The 25,042-nt window shown below is 43.5% G+C and carries 18 protein-coding genes, 1 pseudogene and 1 other annotated feature; of the genes and pseudogenes, 10 read left to right on the top strand and 9 right to left on the bottom strand.

The genetic code is table 11. The annotated features are described in order from the left end of the window. Positions 1 to 340 precede the first annotated feature (340 nt). From clpB to rluD, 3 genes are all read right to left on the bottom strand, one after another. Positions 341 to 2,914, bottom strand: a complete 2,574-nt coding sequence (gene clpB, locus A142_RS19115; protein WP_019820955.1) for an ATP-dependent chaperone ClpB — start codon at positions 2,912 to 2,914, stop codon at positions 341 to 343. Between the two features lie 142 nt (positions 2,915 to 3,056). Further along, positions 3,057 to 3,797 (bottom strand): peptidoglycan editing factor PgeF, encoded by a 741-nt coding sequence (gene pgeF / locus A142_RS19110; protein ID WP_019820954.1) that lies wholly within the window; start codon positions 3,795 to 3,797, stop codon positions 3,057 to 3,059. 1 nt (position 3,798) lies between these two features. Next, on the bottom strand, positions 3,799 to 4,773 hold the full coding sequence (rluD, locus tag A142_RS19105) for a 23S rRNA pseudouridine(1911/1915/1917) synthase RluD (RefSeq protein ID WP_019820953.1): 975 nt from the start codon (positions 4,771 to 4,773) through the stop codon (positions 3,799 to 3,801). Positions 4,774 to 4,910: 137 nt separating this feature from the next. Here rluD and A142_RS19100 point away from each other — a divergent pair, with 137 nt between their 5' ends. The 6 genes from A142_RS19100 to yjjX all read left to right on the top strand — a co-directional run bounded on the left by A142_RS19100 (position 4,911) and on the right by yjjX (position 12,579). Further along, positions 4,911 to 5,639, top strand: coding sequence for an outer membrane protein assembly factor BamD (locus A142_RS19100; RefSeq protein WP_019820952.1), 729 nt, complete (start codon positions 4,911 to 4,913; stop codon positions 5,637 to 5,639). A 138-nt stretch (positions 5,640 to 5,777) separates the two neighbouring features. Continuing rightward, on the top strand, positions 5,778 to 7,202 hold the full coding sequence (locus tag A142_RS19095; RefSeq protein WP_019820951.1) for a transporter substrate-binding domain-containing protein: 1,425 nt from the start codon (positions 5,778 to 5,780) through the stop codon (positions 7,200 to 7,202). A gap of 425 nt (positions 7,203 to 7,627) precedes the next feature. Continuing rightward, the gene (hpf, locus tag A142_RS19090) at positions 7,628 to 7,963 is read left to right on the top strand and encodes a ribosome hibernation-promoting factor, HPF/YfiA family (RefSeq protein WP_004735034.1); all 336 of its coding nucleotides are present in this window, start codon (positions 7,628 to 7,630) and stop codon (positions 7,961 to 7,963) included. Between the two features lie 110 nt (positions 7,964 to 8,073). After that, positions 8,074 to 8,195: a sequence feature (Phe leader region), on the top strand. Between the two features lie 12 nt (positions 8,196 to 8,207). Beyond that, positions 8,208 to 9,383 (top strand): prephenate dehydratase, encoded by a 1,176-nt coding sequence (gene pheA, locus A142_RS19085; RefSeq protein WP_019820950.1) that lies wholly within the window; start codon positions 8,208 to 8,210, stop codon positions 9,381 to 9,383. 333 nt (positions 9,384 to 9,716) lie between these two features. Further along, positions 9,717 to 12,095 (top strand): putative bifunctional diguanylate cyclase/phosphodiesterase, encoded by a 2,379-nt coding sequence (locus A142_RS19080; RefSeq protein WP_019820949.1) that lies wholly within the window; start codon positions 9,717 to 9,719, stop codon positions 12,093 to 12,095. After that, positions 12,058 to 12,579 (top strand): inosine/xanthosine triphosphatase, encoded by a 522-nt coding sequence (yjjX, locus tag A142_RS19075; RefSeq protein ID WP_019820948.1) that lies wholly within the window; start codon positions 12,058 to 12,060, stop codon positions 12,577 to 12,579. Before A142_RS19080 ends, yjjX begins: the two co-directional genes overlap by 38 nt. Before the next feature lie 118 nt (positions 12,580 to 12,697). Here yjjX and trpR read toward each other — a convergent pair whose 3' ends face one another. Together trpR and A142_RS19065 are read right to left on the bottom strand one after the other, a co-directional pair. Continuing rightward, on the bottom strand, positions 12,698 to 12,994 hold the full coding sequence (gene trpR, locus A142_RS19070; protein ID WP_019820946.1) for a trp operon repressor: 297 nt from the start codon (positions 12,992 to 12,994) through the stop codon (positions 12,698 to 12,700). Between the two features lie 172 nt (positions 12,995 to 13,166). Continuing rightward, positions 13,167 to 15,116 carry a transglycosylase SLT domain-containing protein gene (locus A142_RS19065; RefSeq protein WP_019820945.1) on the bottom strand — a complete coding sequence of 650 codons (1,950 nt, stop codon included), beginning with the start codon at positions 15,114 to 15,116 and terminating at the stop codon, positions 13,167 to 13,169. 263 nt (positions 15,117 to 15,379) lie between these two features. Between A142_RS19065 and ettA the strand changes: the two genes are divergently transcribed. From ettA to A142_RS19050, 3 genes and pseudogenes are all read left to right on the top strand, one after another. After that, positions 15,380 to 17,047: an energy-dependent translational throttle protein EttA gene (gene ettA / locus A142_RS19060; RefSeq protein WP_017071393.1), complete on the top strand. Its 1,668-nt coding sequence runs from the start codon at positions 15,380 to 15,382 to the stop codon at positions 17,045 to 17,047. Between the two features lie 90 nt (positions 17,048 to 17,137). Next, positions 17,138 to 17,506: pseudogene (locus A142_RS19055) on the top strand (PilZ domain-containing protein). Positions 17,507 to 17,555: 49 nt separating this feature from the next. Beyond that, the gene (locus tag A142_RS19050; RefSeq protein WP_019820943.1) at positions 17,556 to 18,566 is read left to right on the top strand and encodes a M23 family metallopeptidase; all 1,011 of its coding nucleotides are present in this window, start codon (positions 17,556 to 17,558) and stop codon (positions 18,564 to 18,566) included. A gap of 195 nt (positions 18,567 to 18,761) precedes the next feature. On the opposite strand, the gene tyrA is transcribed toward A142_RS19050, so the two are convergent. The 4 genes from tyrA to A142_RS19030 all read right to left on the bottom strand — a co-directional run bounded on the left by tyrA (position 18,762) and on the right by A142_RS19030 (position 23,160). Then, a complete protein-coding gene (gene tyrA / locus A142_RS19045; protein ID WP_019820942.1) occupies positions 18,762 to 19,889 on the bottom strand; it encodes a bifunctional chorismate mutase/prephenate dehydrogenase in 1,128 nt (375 codons plus the stop codon). 101 nt (positions 19,890 to 19,990) lie between these two features. After that, positions 19,991 to 21,064, bottom strand: coding sequence for a 3-deoxy-7-phosphoheptulonate synthase (locus tag A142_RS19040; protein ID WP_017629783.1), 1,074 nt, complete (start codon positions 21,062 to 21,064; stop codon positions 19,991 to 19,993). A 246-nt stretch (positions 21,065 to 21,310) separates the two neighbouring features. Further along, the gene (gene nagZ / locus A142_RS19035) at positions 21,311 to 22,300 is read right to left on the bottom strand and encodes a beta-N-acetylhexosaminidase (RefSeq protein ID WP_019820941.1); all 990 of its coding nucleotides are present in this window, start codon (positions 22,298 to 22,300) and stop codon (positions 21,311 to 21,313) included. A gap of 11 nt (positions 22,301 to 22,311) precedes the next feature. Then, complete coding sequence (locus A142_RS19030; RefSeq protein WP_017077734.1) at positions 22,312 to 23,160, bottom strand: MurR/RpiR family transcriptional regulator; 849 nt, start codon at positions 23,158 to 23,160, stop codon at positions 22,312 to 22,314. A 241-nt stretch (positions 23,161 to 23,401) separates the two neighbouring features. On the opposite strand from A142_RS19030, the gene A142_RS19025 reads away from it, so the two are divergent. Then, complete coding sequence (locus A142_RS19025; RefSeq protein ID WP_019820940.1) at positions 23,402 to 24,994, top strand: sodium:solute symporter; 1,593 nt, start codon at positions 23,402 to 23,404, stop codon at positions 24,992 to 24,994. The last annotated feature ends 48 nt before the right edge of the window (positions 24,995 to 25,042 follow it).

The following is a 25,042-nucleotide window of genomic DNA, read 5'->3' as shown; positions in this document are numbered from 1 at the left end:
AAATTGTTAAAGAGCTTTTCCTTTTTGAGCGTTCCTTTTAGTAAGGAGCCTCTCGAAGTGGACGGTCATTCTAGCGAATTGGGTTCCAGTGTCAAACACTTTTTCCAGCTAATTTTTCAAAGCATCTTAAATGCTTATCACCGCCTCGTTATTCAGTTCAAACCGCTTGGTTATCCTTGGCAACGGAGGCGCATTATAGAGAGAATAATCCTTTGCACAAGGCCAAAAACGAAAAAAAGCCGCCACCGGCGACCGTTCGAACACTATTCACACAAAGCGTTCAAAATAGGTACGATTACACCTTGATTTTGGCCAATCGTACCTACAATTCTTACTTCAACTACTGGTGAGCAATAATGCGGTCGTTGTTTACTAATAGTTGTACTTTTTTATCTGGATTAATTTTTCCTGCCAATATTGCTTTCGCTAAAGGGTTCTCGACACTTTGTTGAATCGCTCTTTTCAAAGGTCGTGCACCATATACTGGGTCAAAACCGACTTGAGAAATTAACTTGAGTGCTTTATCCGAGACTTCAAGCTCATAACCATTGTCTTCCATTCGCTTCTTGAGGTGCTCAAGCTGAATAGCGGCTATCGATTGGATGTGCTCTTGGCCTAATGGGTGGAACACAACGCTTTCATCAACTCGATTCAAAAACTCAGGACGGAAATGTTTACCTACCACTTCCATCACCTCATTCTTTATTCCTTGGTAATCGAGCGTATTGAAATTCTCTTGAATTTTCGAAGAGCCAAGGTTCGAAGTCATGATCACTACCGTGTTTCTAAAGTCGACAGTCCGACCTTGTCCATCAGTTAAGCGTCCATCATCAAGAACCTGTAATAAGATATTGAAAACATCAGGATGCGCTTTCTCTACTTCATCTAGCAAAATCACTGAGTAAGGCTTGCGACGCACGGCTTCTGTTAAGTAGCCACCTTCTTCATATCCAACGTAACCCGGAGGAGCACCAACCAAACGAGCAACAGAGTGTTTCTCCATAAACTCAGACATATCGATGCGCACCATTGCATCGTCACTATCAAACATGAAGTTTGCGAGTGTTTTACATAACTCGGTTTTACCAACACCAGTTGGGCCAAGGAATAAGAAGGAGCCAATCGGCTTGTTCGGATCAGATAAACCAGCACGGCTACGACGAATCGCGTTCGATACCACTTCTACTGCTTCCGCTTGACCAATAACACGCTTGTGCAGAACACCTTCCATTTTAAGAAGCTTCTCTTTCTCAGCCTCTAGCATTTTAGAAACAGGGATACCTGTTTGCTTCGATAGTACGTCTGCAATTTCTGCATCCGTGACCTTATTACGTAGTAAGGTCATCTCTTGCATCTCAGCTTGAGTCGCAAGATCTAACTGCTTCTCTAATTCTGGGATTCGACCATATTGCAATTCAGACATTCGGTTAAGATCACCAGCACGTCTTGCAAAATCCATATCCATGCGAGCTTGTTCTAACTCGGACTTGATGTGTTGTGTGCCAGAAAGTGCGGCTTTCTCTGCATTCCACACTTCTTCGAGCTCTGCGAAATCTCGTTCTTTATCAGAAAGCTCTTCTTGTAGTGTTCGGAGGCGTTTTTCACTGGCTTCGTCATTCTCATTAGTAAGAGCTTGCTGCTCGATCTTTAACTGAATGATCTTACGCTCGAGCTTATCTAGTGACTCAGGTTTTGAGTCGATCTGCATACGAATACTCGAAGCCGCTTCATCAATCAGATCAATCGCCTTATCTGGCAACTGACGGTCAGAAACGTATCGATGAGATAAGGTTGCCGCTGCGACAATCGCTGGGTCGGTAATTTCTACATGATGGTGAAGTTCATAGCGCTCTTTCAAACCGCGGAGAATTGCGACTGTGTCTTCCACGGTTGGCTCATCGACTATCACTTTTTGGAATCGACGCTCTAACGCGGGATCTTTCTCTATATACTGGCGATATTCATCGAGTGTCGTTGCACCTACACAGTGAAGTTCACCACGAGCCAATGCTGGTTTCAGCATATTACCCGCATCCATAGAGCCTTCACCCTTGCCCGCACCTACCATGGTGTGAATTTCATCGATGAAGAGAATGATGTTGCCCTCTTCTTTTGATAATTCGTTAAGAACTGATTTCAAACGTTCTTCAAATTCACCACGATATTTAGCACCGGCAATCAAAGAGCCCATATCTAACGAAAGTACACGTCGGCCTCTCAAACCTTCCGGCACTTCATTGTTGATAATACGCTGCGCTAAACCTTCGACTATCGCTGTTTTACCGACACCAGGTTCACCGATAATGACAGGGTTATTCTTAGTACGGCGTTGAAGTACTTGGATAGTGCGACGAATTTCGTCATCTCGGCCAATTACCGGATCAAGCTTGCCTTGCTCTGCTCTTTCCGTCAGATCAATGGTGAACTTCTCTAGCGCTTGACGTCTGTCTTCCGCATTCGGATCATCGACCTTTTGGCCGCCACGAACTTGTTCAATTGCTTGAGATAATTTTTGCTCGGTAAGACCTAGCTCTTTAAGTAGGTTTCCTAAAGGGCCTTTGTCTTCAATGGCAGCAAGTAGGAATACTTCTGAAGATATGTAACTGTCTTGACGCTTTTGCGCGACCTTATCACATAGATTAAACAGCGTTCCCATCGCATTCGATAGCTGAACGTCACCACCAATGCCACTGACTTTAGGCACTCGGTCTAATATTTCGCTCAATTTAGAACGTAATTGAACCACATCAATATTCAGCATGGTGAGCAATGGGCGAATTGCACTACCATCTTGATTCAGCAAAGACACCATTAGGTGTACAGGTTCTATATATTGGTGATCACGACCTAATGCGAGTGACTGAGCATCAGATATCGCAATTTGGAATTTACTAGTGAATCGATCGAGACGCATGCCAACCTTCCTACTCTTAGATATGTTTATCTTATGCTTAGAAGATGGATACGGTAACGCGGATTTTCAAGGGATAAGAATGAAGAATAGAGTTTATATGAAAATATAAATGGGCTGGATGACTAGTTGCACTAGCTAAAGATTACTCTAACCAAATAAAAGTAGCTTGGCGTCCCGTAATGCCATCACGACGATAAGAATAGAACGCATCCGCATCAGCGAAGGTGCATAGATTGGAGTCTATCACAGAAGTTACATCAACTTTGTTCAGTCGTTGCGTTGCAAGCTGAGACATATTCGCTAGCCATTTACCCTGTTCAGGCTTGGCTTTAAATGCAAGCTTAGCTTGAGGGTCAAAGCTAACAAACGCTTCCAACACATCATCGCCGACTTCAAAGGCTTGTTTGCCTATTGCAGGCCCAAGCCAAGCAATGATCTTATTCTCTGAATCTAGTTTCGAAAACTTTGCGACGGCATTTTCAAGAATTCCACCAGCAAGACCACGCCAACCAGCATGAACGGCAGCAACTTGAGTGCCTTTCGTATCAGTAAGGATTACAGGTAAACAATCAGCTGTCATAGCAGAACAAACAACACCTTTAGCAGTGGTAAATGCACCGTCAGCATCAAGAATATCCGCCGTAGGTTGTAAAACCGTAACAACATCTGTTGAATGGGTTTGATTTAGCCATACCGGAGTTGCCGGCATGTTCGCTTGCTGCTTAAGCCAAGTTCTATTGTTTTCAACAAGCGAAGCATCATCCCCAACATGCGTACCTAGGTTTAATCCTTGATACGCACCAGTAGAAAAGCCACCTACACGTGTCGACGCAAATGCCTTCACGTTATTGGGTGCATTCCAGTTAGGGATGATCAACGACATATTAAATGTCTTCTTCTTTATTTTCGCGAGCATCAACACGTAACGCTTCAGCCATCACAACCATGTCATTTGGCACAGGAGCGTGGAACTCAACTTCTTCACCTGTAATTGGGTGAACAAATTTAAGCATGACTGCGTGCAGTGCTTGGCGGTCAAAAGAACGAATCATTGTTGTTAGTTCTTCAGATGCACCTTTTGGAATACGAGCACGGCCACCGTATGCAACATCACCTAGCAGCGGGTGCTGAAGGTATGACATGTGAACACGGATTTGGTGAGTACGACCCGTTTCTAGGCGTAGACGAATACGAGTATGCTCGCGGAAGTGCTCAGCAACACGGTAGTGAGTTACCGCTGGCTTTCCTAATTCATTTACGTCCATTAAGGTACGCTTAGTTGCATGACGGCTAATGCCTTTCTCTACAACACCACCAGCGGTCATTTTACCAATTGCAATTGCTTCATATTCACGAGTAATACGACGCTTAGCAAGAGCACGCACAAGACGAGTTTGAGCTGGAACCGTTTTAGCCACAACCATAAGGCCTGTTGTGTCTTTATCAAGACGGTGCACAATACCTGCACGAGGCACTTCTGCAATCTGTGGGTAATGGAAAAGCAATGCGTTTAGTATGGTTCCATCCGGTGTGCCTGCGCCTGGGTGTACAACCAGATCGCGAGGCTTATTGATAACCAATAAGTCATCATCTTCGTAGACAATGTCTAGAGGAATATCTTGTGCTTCCCAGCGTTCTTCATCTGCAAGTTCAGCTTGCAAGATGATCTCTTCACCGCCCAAAACCTTAACGCGCGGCTTAGTAATAACTTCGCCATCCACTTGGATTTTGCCGTCAAGAAGCCACTCTTTAATGCGAGAGCGAGAAAAATCGGTAAATAGTTCAGCGACAGCTTGGTCTAAACGTTGACCTAACTGGCTGCTTTTTACTGTGTCTGTTAATGTGATCTGCTGAGCCATATCGAACTTTTTTAAAAACCGTGAGACTAATACCCATTAGTATGGATAAAATAGAATAATTGCATCATTGTATCTGTTACTGGTTAGAAAGTAACGGAAGCTTACGAAATATTTAATTCAAGGAATCGACGCCTGACATGAAACACCTTACTTTATCGGGTCTATTAGCCGTATCACTCTTGGTTGGTTGTTCAAGTAGTGAAGAGATAGTGCCAGATGTACCGCCATCGGTTCTCTACTCTGACGCTCAAGAATCACTACAGAGCGGTAGCTGGCTTTCAGCAATAGAAAAGCTAGAAGCCCTAGACTCACGTTACCCATTCGGCGCCTATTCTGAGCAAGTACAGCTCGATCTGATTTACGCTTACTACAAAAATGATGACTTGGCACTTGGCCTTGCTACCATTTCACGTTTCCTACGTTTGAACCCAACTCATGAGAAACAAGACTGGGTTCTTTACATGCGCGGCTTAACGCACATGGCGCAAGACCGAAACTTCATGCACGATATTTTTAATATCGACCGTAGTGACCGAGACCCAGAACCAGTAAAACTCGCTTTTGCTGACTTCAAGCGACTACTCGAACGTTTCCCTAGCAGCCCCTATGCTGAAGATGCACAAAAACGCATGTTCGCACTTAAGAATCGCCTAGCCGACTATGATTTAGCAACCGCTGATTTCTACCTACGTCGCGAAGCGTGGATTGCTGCTATTAACAGAACACAAGAGTTGCAAAAGACTTACCCAGATACCATTGCAGCGCGTAAATCTTTAAAGATTCAGCTAGAAGCTTATCAACAACTCGGCCTAGATGACGCTGTTTTAAGAACAGAAAAGTTGATTGAATTAAACCCACTACCTTAATCAACTTCCGACATCTCAACCTAAAAAGCGCGCTAATTTACTAGCGCGCTTTTTTTATCCGCATATCGCAAACTTGATGAATCGCATATTACACGGTATCTTCAGAAGATAACTTTTAACAAAACATCAACATGGAGTGTGGATGTGAGTAGGTTGTTATTATTTATATGGATATCGCTATTTAGCCAATTATCCTACGCATTAGAACTGTCCCCATTAAGCAATAAGCCTTACATGGGCGACTTGGATGTGCTCAAAACCAAAGGAACGGTTAGAGTTCTAGTTTCTGCCGATCTTGGTTTCTATTACATCGAGGATGGTAAGCCAAAAGGCATCGTGGCAGAAATGCTCTACCACTTTGAGAAAAGCCTTCGTAAAAAACATCCCTATCTCAATGTTCAAATCATCCCCGTGCAACGAGATGATCTACTTCCGTCTTTAGAATCTGGCTATGGTGATGTCGCTGTCGCTAACCTAACGATCACCGACAAACGACTACGAACCATCGATTTTTCAGATCCGATGATTAAAGATGGTAAAGAACTCATTATCACAGGGAAAAAGGCCGAACCTATCACCGAAATCAAGCAATTGAGCGGCAAAGAGGTGTGGATCCGAGCAAGCTCGAGTTACTTCGAGAGTGTACAAAGAGTCAATAAAGAGCTTAACGAACTGGGTTTACCCCCACTGCATGTCCACTTCATTGAAGAATCACTGCAAGACTACGAGCTGATCGAGCTGGTTAACCAAGGTTATATACAGGGCACAATTCTGGACAGCCATAAAGCAAAGCTGTGGACTGACGTAATGGAAAACATACAAGTACATCATGATTTACCGTTACGTGAAAATGGCCAAATAGCATGGGCATTGAGAAAAAACAGCCCTCAGTTAAAAAAAGAGATCAACAAATACGTCAAGACTGCACGAACAGGTACCCTACTTGGAAATGTTATCTATCAGAAATACATCGACAACACTCGCTGGTTAGGTAGAGCACTCAACCCAAATAAAATAGACCGAGTGGCTAAGCTGTCAGATGTTTTTGAAAAGTATTCGAGCCAATACGAATTCGACCCTTTGATGATGTCTGCACAAGGATTCCAAGAGTCTGGACTGGATCAAAGCCGGGTTTCTCATCGTGGAGCTATTGGTGTGATGCAGGTGTTGCCAAGTACCGCCAAAGACAAAAACGTCAACATCAAAAACATACATAAGGTGGATAACAACATTCATGCAGGTGTGAAATACATGCGTTTCATTAAGGACAGGTATTTTGACGACCCTGCCATTACGCCAGATAACCAAATCTACTTCACTTTGGCTTCTTACAACGCTGGTCCTGCTAAGATCAGAAAGATGAGGCGCATTGCCAAGCAGAAAGGTTACAACCCAAATATCTGGTTTAAAAACGTAGAAATCATCACTCGCAAATACGTGAGTAAAGAACCCGTAACCTATGTTGCCAACATCAACCGTTACTTCGTAATCTATAAACAATTACAAGCTATCAATGCTATCCGAGAGGACGGCACAGCGAGATTACTGAACACTAACGACTAGGATCGCCTTAATCCCAGAGCTGGAGAGCCAAAGGTATTAGGTATAAGCTAAAAAACACAAAAGCCGCATAATAATACTTATGCGGCTTTTGTTTATCTAATTATGAAGAAGCTTATATAGCGTTCTATATTACAAGACCTATATCACAAAACACTATTGAGTAAATTTCAATCAAGCACTTTCCATAGGCTGTAGGACGCCCCTAAAAACTGATTTAATTTTTAGCGAAGCCTTGCCTCCAAGTTATCGTTTTTCCTAAGGATAACAAGCATTTTTCGCCAAAAACATATCAAGACTTGCGTAAGATCACATTTGATTTTAATGCTTATCCCACCCAACCAAAACAAGATCTAGATCACATTCTTTATTCCTAAAAGTCGTAATCTGAAGTTAACCCATGAGGGATACAACAGAGGAAAACTTCTATGAAAATGAACATCACTGGTAAAAACATCGACATTACCTCTGCAATCCGTGATCACATAGAAAGCAAATTTAAGAAGCTGGATAAATGGCAAGTAGACATCATTGGCTGCCAAGCGAGCTTTAGTGAAGAACCAAACAAGAAGAAGAAGTTTGAAGCGGTACTAACCGTACCAAAAGGCCAACTTGTTGCTTCATCAATCCATGATGACCTCTACGTAGCTATCAACGAAGTAGAACAAAAACTAGAGCGTCAACTCAACAAGCTACGCCATAAACCAGAAGCGCGCCGCGCTGAAAAGCCTGAAATCGAAGAGCTAGAAGCTGAAGTAGAATAAGGAAAGAGAACAGATTAAAAAATAGCGCCTCAGGGCGCTATTTTTTTGCTTGACGCTCGTAGCTCGCTTGCTTATTGTGTTTAAACATTCATAAAACAATCACTTTTTATGCACACTCAATCTTTGTTTATTTTTGACTTCTTTTTTCTTCCGTAAATCGGAGGCTAAGTCGTTTTAGAAAAACAAGTCAAAAACGAACAAGAAGCCTCCCACACTAGGGAGGCTTTTTTATAAGGACACATTTATGACTGACAGCTCAATTTCACTGGATGATATCCGCCTTCGTCTTAATGATTTAGACGACGAACTCCTGAAGTTACTTTCGGAGCGTCGCAAGCTAAGTATCGAAGTTGCTAAAAGCAAGGTAGAGACATCAAAACCAGTTCGTGATGCAGTACGAGAGCAACAACTATTAGTTAAGCTGATCAACAATGGCAAAGATAAATACGAACTTGATGCGCAGTACATTACCAAGCTGTTTCACACCATCATCGAAGACTCCGTTTTACTGCAGCAGTCATACTTACAAAATCTAGCGAACCCGCAAAGTCGTAAACCATTGGCTCGCGTTGCATTCTTGGGTTCTAAGGGATCGTACTCTCACCTTGCGAGTCGCGAATACTTCAGCCGTAAGAATATGGAGTTGATTGAGTTAAACTGTAATCACTTCAAAGAAGTAGCCTCTACGGTAGAATCTGGCCATGCCGACTACGGTGTACTACCTATTGAAAACACCAGTTCAGGTTCGATTAACGAAGTGTATGACCTACTTCAACACACAACGCTTTACATTGTTGGTGAGCTTTCTCAACCAATCGAACACTGCCTAGTGGCGAAAAGTGATATCCGTTTAGAAGACATCAAAACGCTTTACTCGCACCCACAACCACATCAGCAGTGCAGCGAGTTCTTGAGCCGTCTTAAAGATGTAACCCTTGAGTCTTGTGCCAGCACAGCTGACGCCATGAAGAAGGTGAAAGATCTGGACGGTGATGATGTTGCTGCAATTGGTAATGCGTCTAGCGGCAAGCTTTATGGACTTCAGCCAATTCAGGGCAACATTGCAAACCAAACAGAGAACCACACACGTTTCATCGTGGTAGCTCGTAAGCCTGTTGAAGTGTCAACTCAAATACCTGCAAAAACGACGCTCATCATGTCGACTTCTCAAGAAGCAGGTTCTTTGGTCGAGACACTACTGATTCTGCAACGCTTGGGTATCAACATGACCAAGCTAGAGTCTCGTCCTATTATGGGTAACCCTTGGGAAGAGATGTTCTATGTCGATTTAGAAGCACATCTGGATTCAGATAATATGCAGCAAGCAATCACTGAATTAACAGCCATAACTCGTCACCTGAAAGTGTTAGGTTGCTACCCAAGTGAGAATATCAAAGCGACTCAAGTTAAGTTGTCATAGCTGAGAGGGAGTATCAGCTTTTAGCTAACATAAGTATTTGGCCTACAGTAGGCCAAATACTTAAATCACCATTTAGTCGAATACTATTCGGTCTAAGAACACTTACCCTAGCATGCCTAAAGCACAATTCACTTGTTTCGCACATTCGGCACGCTTCTCCCCTCCACTGCTTAAGTATTTCTAACAAAAAACCCATTAGTGGCTTTTTTATCAATAAAGACAAAACCTTACACCCTTCACAGGAAATCATCGAACTACGTGTAATTAATAGCGAGTAAGCATTAAGTAACATAAACTTACGCGCTTAAATTATAAATAGTGTTGTCATTAACTATGAAGCTAAGTACTAAAATCTTACTACTGATAACCCCTGTGATACTGATCAGTACCGCGGCTTCTAGCTATATTATTTATTCGACGCAAAAAAGCAGCTTCATCAAACGCGAAGACAACGCACTTCAGCTCAACATGGAAAAACTAGCCGGATACTTTCGTCAATCTCGTTCGTTTCTCAATAGCTACTCTTACACCTTGACCCAAAGCGATATGGTGAAAGGTTATTTTCTCACTGACCAAAATCTATCTCGCGATCTTGAACTGGTTAGTAACCTTCGAGAAGCTATAGATTTCCTGCAAGATGACGATGAGAGCTATACGGGTTTAGCACTTCTTAATGCTGACCGAAAACTGCGTTACTACGCAGATAATAGCAACGACTCACGCACTCAAATTGACAGTAAGATATTGGAGTATGTTGACCAGCACTATCAAGACACCCTAGCAACATCGAGTACCAACTATATTCAAAACTCCCAAGGCGAAGGGATGTTGGTTCACTATGAAAAGGTAGATAGAAAAGCGATTTTTCCAACCGAAAGTAATCAACCAAGCGATGTATTCTTTGTTGTTGTCTCTGTTTCTCTCGACAAGTTTAATGCGCTTAGAAAACAGATAGAGTTCGACTACCAAACCAGCTTGTTTTTCACATCCATAGCGATTTCTTTGGAAAATGATGTCACCCATTCAGTCAAGCTGGCTCCAGACCTGTACGCCACGGTCGATCCGGCGCAATTCCTGTTGGAAAACAAGCTCGATTCCATATGGAACAAGCTGAGTTTGTCGTTTGCACTGTCTGCGTTTGTGACTGTCGCTTTACTACTCATACTTCTGTCTCGCACTGTGATTACTCCGATAACACGGCTTGATCGACAACTACAGCAAGTCGAAAAAAAACAACGGAAGAACATTGAACGCTTAGGCACTCGAGATGAGCTTGGCCGACTATCACAGCGTTTTTATGACATGTACCAAGAGCTAGATAACACCTACCAACAAACCAAGCTCTTGGCCGAGAATGATCAGTTAACCCAAATCGCCAACAGGCATCAGTTTCAAACCTTCGTTCAGCAATCGTTGCCAAAACCGAGTTCAAATACCGAAACTTGGGTTCTCTACTTTGATTTGGATAACTTCAAGTTTGTGAACGATAAATATGGGCATCAAATCGGCGACTCGATTCTGGTCTCTTTTGCTCAGCGTATTTCAGATATTTGTCGCCACTATCAAACGGAGTTCGATGCTCATTGCATGCCAGCCCGACTTTCTGGTGACGAATTCGTTGTTTACATTAATGCTCCTAACCAGCGAGGAAATGTCGCGCATCGATTCTCGAATGATTTACTGACTCCACTGCAAAAAGGTTTTGTCACCGAATCAGGCAGCTTTCCAATCACGGTCAGTATTGGTATTGCGACCTACCCTAATGATGGTGACTCAATCGAGAAGCTACTGTCCAACGCGGATACTGCGATGTACCAAGCCAAGCGTGCCGGTAAAAACCAATTTGCTGACTATTCACGGGATTTAGACAAAGCCATTCAGCGCCAAGCAGACATTGAACGTGCGCTTAGAGGTAAGAATTTTGATGATGAATTCAGGCTCGTTTACATGCCCTACATGGATTCTACCGGGACTGATGTTATTGGCGTTGAGGTGTTATTACGTTGGAATTCAAAGCAACTTGGTTTGGTTCCACCGGATGAGTTCATTCCAATAGCCGAACAAACCGGGCTGTTCGAACATGTTGACCGCTGGGTAATACAGAATGCGTTTGCTTCATTCCATCGACTTCAGGCTCAATTTGATCACTCAATTCAATTGTCGATCAACCTATCTTCTGCTGGCATTGAAACCACTCACCTTGCCGGTTTCATTAAAGAACACGCGGAGTTAAATCGAATTCCACCAAGCCTAATCGATTTTGAAATCACTGAAACCTTTTACTCAAATTCAGAAGGTTTTCCATTGCTGAACGAACTGGCATGCATGGGCTATCGACTTGCGATTGATGATTTTGGTTCCGGTTATACCTCTATCACTCAACTGGTGCAGTATCCAACTCAGAAAATTAAATTGGATAAAGCGTTTTTGGATACCTTGATTGAGACCAATAACCAGAACATCGTAAAACCGGTTATCGGGTTGTGTCATGCTCAAGGGAAAAAGGTCACCGCCGAAGGGATTGAAACTCAAGGCATGCACCAGTGGTTACAGGATGCGCAGTGCGATATGCTGCAAGGCTATTACTTTGGTAAACCTATGCCATTAGAAGAGTTGAGTGACTGGTACCAACAACATCAACTCAATCTACTCGACAACAAAAAGAATCCGACACATGAAATCTGTAATCATCGCATCGCTGAACCCAGCTAAAATTAACGCCGTTAAAAGTGCGTTCTTATCTGCTTTTCCTGATACTGAATTTGATTTCAAAGGCATCAGCGTCCCTAGTGGCGTTGCCGATCAACCGATGAGTAATGATGAAACCTATCAAGGGGCGGTGAACCGCGTGCACAACGCAACGCAAGCGCAGCCCTATGCTGACTTTTATGTTGGTCTAGAAGCAGGAATAGAAAAAAACGTCACCTTTGCTTGGATGGTTATCGAAGCGAATGGTCAACGTGGAGAGTCTCGTTCAGCGAGCCTTATGTTGCCACCAGCCGTGCTTGATAAGTTAGAGCATGCAAACGAGCTCGGAGATGTAATGGATGAAGTGTTTGGTACCGATAATATCAAACAGAAAGGTGGAGCAATTGGCCTACTGACACATAATCAACTGTCTCGCAGTTCAGTGTATCATCAGGCTTTAATTTTAGCGCTGATCCCATTTGTGAATCCTGAGCACTTTCCTACCTAATCCTTCGTTAAACTTCGAAAGACTCTGAAAACAATCTTCAGAAACAAAAAACGCTAACATTCAGTTAGCGTTTTTTATCGAATTCGTATTCGCACTATTCAATGATTGCTTAAGTCAGTTATGACTTGAGCAATAGATCGGCGATCACCGCTTTCTCTTGTTCAGACTTGGCCTTTAACTCATTCGAGCCTCTGGTTATCGTTGCCACACCTACTCCGAGCATTTGACTCACTTGTCGTTGAGACATATCGCCTTTCATAAGCTCACAAAAAATATTAATTCGAGCAACCAAAGCATCTCGCTCGTCAGGTGTCATCATCATGGTCAACAACAGTTCGTGCTGATCTTTTTCGACAGCCGTCTTTACCAAGTCCATCAGTTGTTGCCAATTATCATATTCAGGTTGTGGTGCCATATCTCTACACTTACTTTTAAATTCTGACTTTAAAGAATCGCTTAACGATTGAAAGCGTTGAACACTTTATACCGAAACACTTGATGTGATCCAATGTAAAAAGGCAGTAAGTGGAAATGGTTCGCACTCACTGCCTTTCATATTACTCAGCTTAGGGCAAAACGCCGAAGCTTTAGTATTTCATTTTTGCCTCATGGGGAGCTAAAAACGTTCCCTGCTCACCCAAGATATCTCGATAGTAAGTCTCAAACATCAAGATATTCTGAACGTAGCCACGAGTCTCTTTGAATGGGATCATTTCGATAAAAGCATACACGTCTAGCTTTTCATCACTGCGTGAACGCCACTGCTTCACACGACTAGGCCCCGCATTATAAGCAGCAAATGCAAAGATACGGTTATCATCATATTGAGCGAGCAAGCCATCTAAATAGTGGCTACCAATTTCAATATTTTTACCAACTTCATAAAGGTCATCGCTGCCTTGATACTTAATCTTGTGTTTTTTAGCAGTATATTGAGCCGTCTTTGGCATGATTTGCATGATGCCTCGCGCACCAACAGGAGAGCGGGCCTCTGAGTCCATCGCACTCTCTTGTCTTGCCAAAGACATCAAGGTGATGGGATCGAGGTCATGCTTTTCTCCGTAGAAGTTAAACCACCACTTATGAGCAACAGGGAAGCGTAAAGCTATGTTGTCCCACATCTTCGCCGAGATGCTCGCTGTCACCGTAAAGTGATTCCAACGTTGCGTCGCAGCATGAGCGGCAAGCATCGCTTTTTGCTCTTTGTTTGCATTAGTCAGTAACCAGCGCCACTCACTTTTCGCTGCCGCAATTTTATCTCGGTCAATCAACTCACCAATACGCACCAAAGAGGTGTCGAATGGCTTCACTGTTTCAGCATTGTATTTAAGGGTCGATGTGGGGTATTGAACAGGCTTACCTAACTGCTTAGCCGCAGCTACACTGTAGAAATTACGCTGCCCCAAAATGTCTGACAGTCGCTTATTGCCTTTGTCTGTATCACCCGTCGCGATTTCAGCTCTGCCTTGCCAATATTGCCAACGCAGTGAGGACTGATGCTTCTCATCCAAGCGCGCTATCCACTCTTGTAAACCCGCCCAGTCGGCATGTTGAATAGCCAAGCGAGCACGTCGTTCAAGCAGTACTTGCTTTGATGAACTCGCCAACATTGTGTCTCGCCACTCCATCAACTCTTCAGAATCGGTATTAATCAAACGGAAGGTCAGGTAATCGGCAAGCTCTTGAGATTTCTCTTTCGAAAACTTCTGAGCCTTGATGACATCATCAAACACTTCTTGGGCACTGCTGGCCGATTTTCTTGCTAGTTTCTCAAAAGCAAACTCGGTTTGAGCTTGGTAGAATTCATTCGCTGGGTGCTTCTTAGCAAACGCAAGTACGTTTTCAGGCTTGTTGTATAGCGCCTTCATCTGCTTAGCTTGAGCAATTGACTCATCATGATCCAATTGCTTGATCAGATAGCTCATTAGCTTGCCGTTGCGGCCTTCAAACGCTAGCAGCATTCTGTCTAAGATAAGTTCATCGCTTCTTAAACCCGCTTGATCCCAGCTCTTAAACAGAGGGTCACAGGCATCATCAACACCACTGCCACTCAACCACAGTTGCTTCGCTCCCTTAAAAGCAAGCTCTTGATTGCCTTGCTCATAGTTCGCTCGGTAATAAATACATTGGTACTTTTCACCCACAGGCTCTTTGGTCTGAAATTCAAGGATGGTCTTCCACTGTTTTTGAGAAGCCAATGAATCCAAATAAGGTGCACGCATTCGGTTAGAGAAAGGCAGTGCCTTGTTCTCTTCAATAAAAGCATCGACCTCAGCAGGTGTGCGATCACCTAAGCCAATCAAAAAGGCTCGATAATCAGTGTAAGGTGTTAAAGGGTATGTTTGAATTTTGTTACGCAGCGCCGAGTAGGCTTTTAGATCACGGCTGTCTAAAACCTCTTGCGCTCTATCATAAACATCACGCTGCATTTCAAGCTCGGAGGCGTTGCTAGCCATAGCCATCGGAGCCAGTGAAAATGAAGACAAAATTGCTGATGCAGCCACAGCAATTTTCGTATTACCAATGCGGAAAAACATTCGCTCTTTCCTTAGTGCGTGTATGAATACGTGAAGTCTATTTACGCCCGACATCACATCAAATGTAAAGAGTTTGAGTGTAAATATTATTAATATTTAACACTTCGCCTCAGAAGCTCATTAAATATAGTTTTAATGACCAATGTGACAATAATAGGTAAGGATTAGTTCAAGAATGGCTTTTCTGACCTAGGAGTAACATCTTTAGGGATATTGGTATAAAATAGCAGACAATTTTGAACAATAATTAGGATCGATCGGCAATGGCTGAATACGTATATACCATGTCTCGGGTGAGCAAAACTGTTCCACCTAAGCGTCAAATTCTTAAAGACATTTCTCTTAGCTTTTTTCCTGGCGCTAAAATCGGTGTTTTGGGTCTAAATGGTTCAGGTAAATCTACCCTACTACGTATCATGGCTGGTATTGATACTGATATTGATGGTGAAGCACGTGCACAACAAGGTCTTAAAGTAGGTTACCTACCGCAAGAACCAGTACTAGACGAATCAAAAACGGTTCGTGAAATCGTAGAAGAAGCGGTTTCTGACGTTGCTGACGCACTTAAGCGTATTGATGCGGTTTATGCAGCGTACGCAGAACCAGATGCAGATTTCGACGCACTTGCTAAAGAGCAAGGCGAACTAGAAGCACTGATTCAAGCAAAAGACGGTCACAACTTAGAGACAGCTCTAGAGCGTGCTGCTGATGCACTTCGTCTTCCTGAGTGGGATGCGAAAATTGAATTCCTATCAGGTGGTGAGCGTCGTCGTGTTGCTATCTGTCGTCTACTTCTTGAAAAACCAGACATGCTGCTTCTTGATGAACCAACCAACCACTTGGATGCAGAATCAGTAGCATGGCTTGAACACTTCCTAGTTGATTACAGTGGTACTGTTGTGGCAATTACCCACGACCGTTACTTCCTAGACAATGCAGCTGGCTGGATTCTAGAACTTGACCGTGGTGAAGGTATCCCATGGGAAGGTAACTACACATCTTGGCTAGAGCAAAAAGACGAGCGTCTTAAGCAAGAAAAAGCCGGCGAAAGCGCACGTCAAAAGACAATCGAGAAAGAACTTGAATGGGTTCGTCAAAACCCTAAAGGCCGTCAAGCTAAGTCTAAAGCTCGTATGGCTCGTTTTGAAGAACTGACGACTGGTCAATACCAGAAGCGTAACGAAACCAACGAACTGTTCATCCCGCCAGGTGAGCGTCTAGGTGACAAAGTTCTTGAAGTGAACAACCTGACTAAGTCGTTTGGTGATCGCGTTCTTATCGACGACCTATCGTTCAGCATGCCTAAGGGCGCTATCGTTGGTATCGTTGGTGCCAACGGTGCGGGTAAATCAACACTATTCAAGATGCTAAGCGGTGCAGAACAGCCAGATTCAGGTTCGGTTGTACTAGGAGAAACTGTTAAACTTGCTTCTGTTGATCAATTCCGTGACAGCATGGACGACACTAAGACAGTATTCCAAGAGATCTCGGAAGGCGCTGATATCATCAAAATCAACAACTTCGAAATCCCTGCGCGTGCTTACTGTTCTCGTTTCAACTTTAAAGGCAACGACCAACAGAAGATCATCGGTGAACTCTCTGGTGGTGAACGTAACCGTGTTCACTTAGCTAAACTGCTAAAAGCGGGCGGTAACGTACTGCTACTCGATGAACCGACCAACGACCTTGACGTTGAAACGCTACGTGCTCTTGAAGAAGCACTGCTTGAATTCCCTGGCTGTGCAATGGTTATCTCGCATGACCGTTGGTTCCTTGACCGTATTGCGACCCATATCTTAGACTACCGTGATGAAGGTCAAGTTAACTTCTACGAAGGTAACTATACTGAGTACACTGAGTGGCTGAAGCAGACTCTAGGCGCACAAGCGGCAGAACCGCACCGTATCAAGTACAAGCGTATCGCTAAGTAAATAAGCTTGTATTTTGAACAAAGGCCGCGATAATAGCGGCCTTTGATATATCTGGCTTACGTGTAATGCATCGATATAGAGAGATTACTTATGGTTGAAAGACGTCAATTTTCACGAGTTATTTATCAAGTCCCGACTGAGATCTCACAAGGATAAGTAAATGTATCAGGCTCAGTGCAAGACTTATCACTCCATGGTTTACTCATTCAATGCAATGAATTAAGACAACTTAGCCATGATGTCCCTGTTCAAGTGAGCTTTAAACTCGAAAACAGTGATATCAATATTCAATTAGAAGCAACGATAGTCTCTACCATCAATACCTCAATGCGTTTACGCATAGAGCATTTAGATATTGATAGTATCAGCCACCTTAAGCGTCTTGTAGAGCTTAATGTTGGCGACGATGAACTGCTTTATAGAGAGATTGAACACCTTACCGACTTAGGTAGTGAGTGACATCTCCATTACCCTTTTTCTATTAGAAGCATTTAGTTAATACAGAACCATGTCTAAAAAACTATCCATTACTATTCCCTCTAGTCAGGGGGAACAGACGTTTTACTTCGGCCGTAAGGCTGTGCTCATTTGCACTACTGCCATTTTTTCAGTACCGCTATTAATTGGCGGAGCGGCGTACATGCACTTAGAGAGTAAACAAGAACTCGCGCTACAAGCAGGTGATGCCCAACAGTTGATTGAAACGCTGATTGTTGAAAAAGAACAAACTGAGTTTCTTTATGCTGAGCAAGTAGAAACCAACCATTCGCTATCGCAAACACTGACCGAGAAAGAAGGCACGATTCAGCTACTTGGTAAGCGTGTATTCGATGTGGAATCAGTACTTGGCCTTGCCGATGAAGAACTGCTTACTGATGAAGTCTCGTTAGAAGATCGCATTGATGCTGCGGCCGTCGATTCAGCGGTAAGAGCCACCATGTTCCGTTTGATTCCAAACGACAGCCCAATGGCGTACCAACGTATCTCATCCTCTTATGGTCGCCGTACCAATCCGATCACAGGTAAACGCCACAACCATACCGGTATCGATCTAACGTGTAGGCGCGGCGAAGATATCTTAGCGCCTGCAGATGGTGTAATTGAAACGGTTCGCCCAAGTAATAAAGGCTTCGGTAACTTTATTACTATGCGTCACTCGTTTGGTTTCATGAGTTCTTACGCTCACCTACAGAAATTCAAAGTTCGCAGCGGTCAGTTCGTGAGTAAAGGCGATGTGATTGCAAGCTGTGGTAACTCAGGTAACTCAACCGGGCCACACCTACACTATGAAGTACGATTCCTTGGCCGTTCGTTGAACCCTCAATACTTGATGGACTGGACACCAGAAAACTTCAACTACGTGTTTGAGAAAGAGAAAAAGGTTAAATGGGGGCCACTGGTTCAACTGATAGATAATGTAGTTCGTTTGCAGATAAACCTAACAAACGTGCCTTACATCAGTTCGACTATCGACACAGTATCAAGTGAAGAGACTAAAAAGCCTATCGCGACTAACTAGTCATTAGCTGTTGGTTATTAGCTATTGGTTATTGGTTATTGGGAACAGTTGAATTGGCCTATGATGATCTAATTGCTTTTATACTACTGTAGGCCAAATGCTTTTATACTACTGTAGGCCAAATGCTTTCATAGCGCTCAGCACAAACAAAAAGAGCGACCCAATGGTCGCTCTTTTTATGATTTTAAACCGTACTTAGCCACGGTGAATCGAGTCATGTGCTTGTTTTAACAAGCTTTGACTCTCTTGCAAGAATTGCTGCGAGTAATCACCAAACCAATCGCTCACTTGGTTAAAGCTATCAACAAACTTAGCTTTATCTTTACCATCTAGGATTTCTAACGCTTCTCCGAAACAGCTATGGAAGCGTCGAATCATCTCAATATTCTCATCTGAAGACAGAATGATGTCTCCGTACAAGTTCGGGTCTTGAGCAAACAGACGACCAACCATCGCAATCTCAAGTCGGTAGATTGGCGAGCTTAGCTTCAGAAGCTGGTCAATGTTTGGGTTCTCTTTACTTAAGTGCAAACCGTAAGCAAATGAGGTGAAGTGACGCAGTGCTTGAATCAAGGTCATACCATGATCATGCTCAGCGGCATCCATCTGGCACAAGCTTGCGCCCCAGATACCAAATTGATTCAGTAGCCATTGGTAGCTTTCAGAACCACGGCCATCACTGTAAACAATCACTTGTTTCGCTAGGCTTGGTACATCAGGGCCAAACATTGGGTGTAAACCAACCACCGGGCCTTGGTGCATGTTCATCATTGCTTGAAGCGGTTTTGACTTAATCGACGTTAAATCACAAAGAATACAATCGCTTGGCAGGTTACCCAGTTTTGCAATCACACCTTCTGTTAGGTGAATTGGAACAGTAACAACCACAAGTCCTGCGTTATCTAAGATCTCCTCAGCTCTATCCCAATCTTGGCTGCCAAGGATTTTCACTTCGTAGCCAGAAAGCTTAAACATACGGCCAAACAGACCGCCAAGTTGACCATTACCACCAACAATAACCACTGAACGTAACTCTGGGTTAAGACACTTAAAACCAGAATCTTTCTCACTGGCATAAGACTCACGCATAGTACGACGCAAAATATCTTCGATTAGCTGTGGCGGAACTCCTATTTTCTCGGCCTCGTGACGACGAGATGCCAGCATTGCTGCTTCGCGCTCTGGCACATAAATAGGTAAACCATGTTCACTTTTTACTTCACCGACTTTCTCTACTAGAGCCAATCGCTGAGCAAGTAAATCCAACATTTGTTTATCGACAGCATCGATTTGGTCGCGTAATTCGTTCAGTTCAACGGCCATTTTATTCCTTACTAATCTATAAGCCCGTACTAACCCAAATTTCGTTAGTAACAGATCTTAAAATGCCCCATTAGATGAGGCACTTAAATTTAAAACTCTGACTAACCTTTCAAGCGGTTCTCTAAAAACGGGACTAATTCCGTATGTGCATGTTTCAATAGTGCCTCAGTTGAATCCCAATTGATACACGCGTCGGTAATAGATACGCCGTATTTCATCTCATTGAGAGGTATATCCGAAGATTGGTTTCCTTCGTTAATATGGCTTTCAATCATAAGACCGATAATCGACTTGTTGCCTTCACGGATTTGGTGAATCACATCTTCTGCAACTAAAGGTTGGCGACGGAAATCTTTGCGAGAGTTCGCGTGGCTACAGTCAACCATCAGCGCCGCTTCTAAGCCTGATTTTCCAAGCTCTTGTTCACATTCGTGTACCGATACTGAATCGTAATTCGTTTGCTTACCGCCACGTAAAATCACGTGACCATTTGGGTTACCTTGAGTCGTAAGTAGCGCAACTTGACCTTCGCGGCTGATACCCATGAAACGGTGGCTAGAAGAAGCAGCCTGCATCGCATTGATTGCTGTACCTAAATTGCCATCAGTACCGTTTTTGAAGCCGATTGGCATTGAAAGACCACTTGCCATCTCACGGTGAGTTTGAGATTCAGTAGTACGTGCGCCAATCGCAGCCCAGCTGAATGTATCTGCTAGGTATTGCGGGCTGATTGGGTCTAGTGCTTCTGTTGCTAGTGGAATTTCCATCTCAGCAAGTTCAACCAGTAACTCACGACCAACATGCAGACCATGCTCAATATCGAACGTACCGTCTAGATGAGGGTCATTGATCAAGCCTTTCCAGCCAACAGTAGTACGAGGTTTTTCAAAGTAAACACGCATTACAATATACAGTTGATCGCTCAGTTCTTCAGAAAGTGCTTTTAGGCGTTTCGCGTACTCTTTCGCCGCTTCAATGTCATGGATAGAACATGGGCCACATACAACAAGCATGCGATGATCTTTCTTATGAATGATGTTTGCGATAGTTTGACGAGACTCTTGAATAAAACGACGAGCATTATCACTCAAAGGCAGTTTTGCTTTTAACTCCTCAGGAGTAATCAGTACCTGTTCGTCGATGATATTGACATTGCTTAATTCACTTTTCTGCATAACTCAACCTGTATATTTATTTTTACACCCAACATTTCCATTTGGGCTAACAATCTTTAAAAACACAATAACAGCTACAAAAACGATTGCAAGTGTAAACAATAAAAAACATTTAATGTAAATTTAAATTTACACCATCAATTTAACTCGTTCAGGCCACCAAATGAATTTAAACCACGTTCTACACATACAAAAAAGGCGATATTTATCATATCGCCTTCTTAAAACTTAAAGAGTGTTTATTTATCACCCAGCGTTCAACATTCGCTTAATTTGCTCTGAAGCCTCTTTCCATCGGCTATCTGAGTGAAGCGTCGACAAATCAAAGCTGTGTTTTTTAAGCAATGAGTTAGCTAAAGACACCTCTTGAATCGCTAAGTTATCCAGAGCTTCAATTTGTGCATCTCGTTTATTACACATCAACACCATGTCACACCCCGCATTCAGAGCAGCCTTCGCTCTATCGGCTGGCCCACCCATAATGGCAGCGCCTTCCATCGTTAGATCGTCAGAGAAAACTAAGCCTTTAAACCCAAGCTGTTGTTTCAATACTTTTTGTAGCCAATACTGTGAACCACTCGCAGGTTGATCATCATAGTGGGAGAAAACCACGTGAGCTGGCATCATGGCATCCAATATTCCGGCTTCAATTTGCGCCTTGAAGATTGCCATGTCGGTTTCAAAGATGTCGTCTCTAGGGTCATATGGCGTCTCTAAGTGTGAATCAGCAATTACGCCACCGTGTCCAGGGAAGTGCTTTCCTGTTGTCGCCATGCCAACCGACTTCATCCCTTTGATGAACGCGCTACTATGACGAACGATGGTGTCAATATCTTCACCAAACGCTCGGCTACCAATCGCTTTACAGTCATGGCCTTTGTCTAATACTGGCGCAAAGCTCAGGTCGATATCATGGGCAATCAATTCCGCCGCCATCAGCCAACCCGCTTGTTCTGCTAACTGTTCGCCATTATTCTTAGTCGCAAATTCTTGAGCTGCTGGGATAATTGAAAAGCCATCACGGAAACGCTGTACTCGTCCGCCTTCTTGGTCAACGCCAATTAAAATAGGACGTTTTGCAACTTTACGAATCTCTTTATTTAACGCCGATAGCTGTTTGCTATCGTGGTAGTTTCGAGCAAATAAGATGAGACCACCAACGGTTGGGTGCTCTAAAATTTCTCTGTCTTCAGCTGTCAGCTCGTAGCCTGCAACATCAACCCACAACGGTCCCATAAAATTTCCTTCTATTGCTTAAATTCCGCTACTGCAGATTTGCTTTGTTCAATTAATTGGTCGGCTTGCTCTTCCTGCTGAGTTAACGCAATGAACAACAAGTCTGTAATAAAAAGTTGGCTATCACGAGCAGTTATAGATGAACTGCGAATATGATTTTCGTCGGCTGCTGATATCAACTTAATGTCAGCGTATTTGTCTAAAGCAGAAGGTGACAACTGACTAATCACAATCACCTTGGCCTTTTTCGATCTGGCTAGCTGAGCAACCTTCACCACTTCTCTGGTGTTTCCAGAATAAGAAATCGCAATCAACACATCATTTTCAGAAAGAGAAGCGGCATTGGCAATTTGAATATGAGCATCCTGCTCTGCATTGGCAGCATGACCAATTTTCATCAGCTTATAAGCAAGGTCTTTCGCCACCAAAGATGAAGCGCCTACGCCTGAGATCTGCACCTTACGTGCAAGGTGCAAAATATCTGCGGCATGGTTTAGCTGCTCACCTTCGTTTAATAACACAGTGCGCTCAAGCGATTGTGTTTTGCTTGCAAGAAGTTTGTCCATCACCATATCAGGCGGATCTTTACGCGTGATAGTGCCATGTATGCCACGTTGAGATACGGGCTGATAAGTCATGTCGCTTTGGTAGAGTTTGACCTTCATTTCTGAAAACCCTTTATAGCCGAGCTTCTGACTAAACTTCACTATCGTTGACTGGCTCACCCCCACCGCTTTAGCCAACTCAGGAGAGGAAAGCTGCTTCACCTGTTGTGGGTGATCAAGAACATATCGCGCTACCAGCGCATCAGATGGAGACAGCTTGGGTAACAGCGCTTTTACTTTCGCAATGCCTTTCACTAAATGCCCTTCCCTCTGCCAGTTCTTCATTATCATAACGAGTTTTGTATTTTCATTGGAATAATTATTCCTTCGAATCCTCCCATATGGAATAGCTAACACAGCCTTCTGGGAGCATGGTCAAAGAAAAGCATTGGTCACTATTCCACCAAGGAATAGATTTTGAAACTCATTATTCAAACTGACATTCTGAAAAAATAACTATAAGTACCCTCTACCCTATTCATGCTACGGAGCTGCTATGAATTCACTATTTACCTCACTGGACTGGGCGGTATTTGCGATATATTTCGCCATTATTGCTTTTACCGGTTGGCACTTCAGCCGAACAAAAATAACAAGCACTAAGGACTACTTTTTAGGTGGTAATTCGATGCCAATGTGGGTTGTAGCGATCTCGGTGCTCGCGACATCACAATCTGCTGCGACGTTCTTGGGCGGGCCAGAATCTAGTTACCGTGGTGACTTAACCTACTTAGCGACCAACATTGGCGGCATTATTGGTGCCATCTTCGTTGCCTTGGTACTTATCCCTCGTTTCTATCAAAACAAAGTCTCAACCGTTTATGAGCTACTGAAAGTACGCTTTGGCGAGAAAACCAAACAACGTGCAGGCGTGATGTATTTGGTCGGTCGAGTGTTTGCTTCAGGTGCTCGCCTGTACATGGCTGCGATTGCCGTCTCCATGATTCTGTTTACCAATATTGACCCTAGCAGCGTCGTGACTTCGGTTGTCATTTTAGTGGCTGTCGGTCTTGCTTATACCTACATGGGTGGCATTCGTTCCGTCATCTGGAGTGACCTAATTCAACTTGTGGTTTATGTCGGTGCTGCGATTGCGGTAATCATCTATTTACTGGGGCAAATCCCAGCTGATTTCAACCAGATTGCGCAGGTACTGGCTAACCCTGGAGAAGGCCAAGCTTCGAAACTGACCTTATTAGATTTTAACCTCGACTTTAGCCCTGCTGGCACCTTCAGCTTTTGGGCATGTATTACGGGATTCGTGCTGTTAAACATTGGTGCGTTTGGACTTGATCAAGACATGACTCAACGTGTTTTGACTTGTAAAGATGCTAAGCAAGGTTCAAAGGCGATGATTAACTCAATCATCTTCTCAATTCCAGTTGTGCTTGTGTTCATGTCAATTGGCCTACTCTTGTATGTCTTCTACCAAAGACCTGAACTGATGGGCGTTGAAGGTAAAGAAGTTGTTCAAAATTTTAATGGCGAGAACGTCACTATTTTCATGTATTACGTGCTGAATGAAATGCCAGCAGGTCTTAGAGGCTTGGTTACTGTTGGGGTTGTTGCAGCGGCACTTTCAACGCTAAATTCTGGATTAAACTCAATGTCATCAGTGGCTATTCAGGATATCTATAAGCCTTGGCTAGAAGCTCGTAAAGGAGTGCAAGATGATTTCCATTACGTGAAAGCTGGCCGATTTGGTATGGCGGCAGCAGCTGTGGCCTTAGGTAGTATGGGAATCCTGTGTTACTACTGGCAGCAGTACACTGACATGCCACTGTTGTCGTTTGCTTTGAGTGTAATGGTCTTTGCTTACACAGGGTTATTGGGCGTCTACTTCACCGCGATATTCACCGAGCGCGGTAACGAAACTTCGGTCGCTTTAGCTCTAATGGCAGGCTTCTTCACCACTCTTCTGATGCAAGCTTATGTTTGGGATAGCGTGATAGGCGTGATTAACGATGATTGGGTAGGAGTTCGTTTAGCGTTCCCTTATCAACTTTGTGTTGGCACATTTGTATCGTTAATCGTGTGCCTTTCAGGAAAGAAGCAAACTCAAGAAGTTAATAAACTACAAACGGTTTAGCCAATGATTACCCATACTTTGGCAGTCGATGGCGGTGGAACTAAAACC

Source organism: Vibrio splendidus 12E03 (assembly GCF_000272105.2).
Classification (GTDB): domain Bacteria; phylum Pseudomonadota; class Gammaproteobacteria; order Enterobacterales; family Vibrionaceae; genus Vibrio; species Vibrio splendidus_I.
This window is presented reverse-complemented; position numbering and strand designations above follow the sequence as displayed.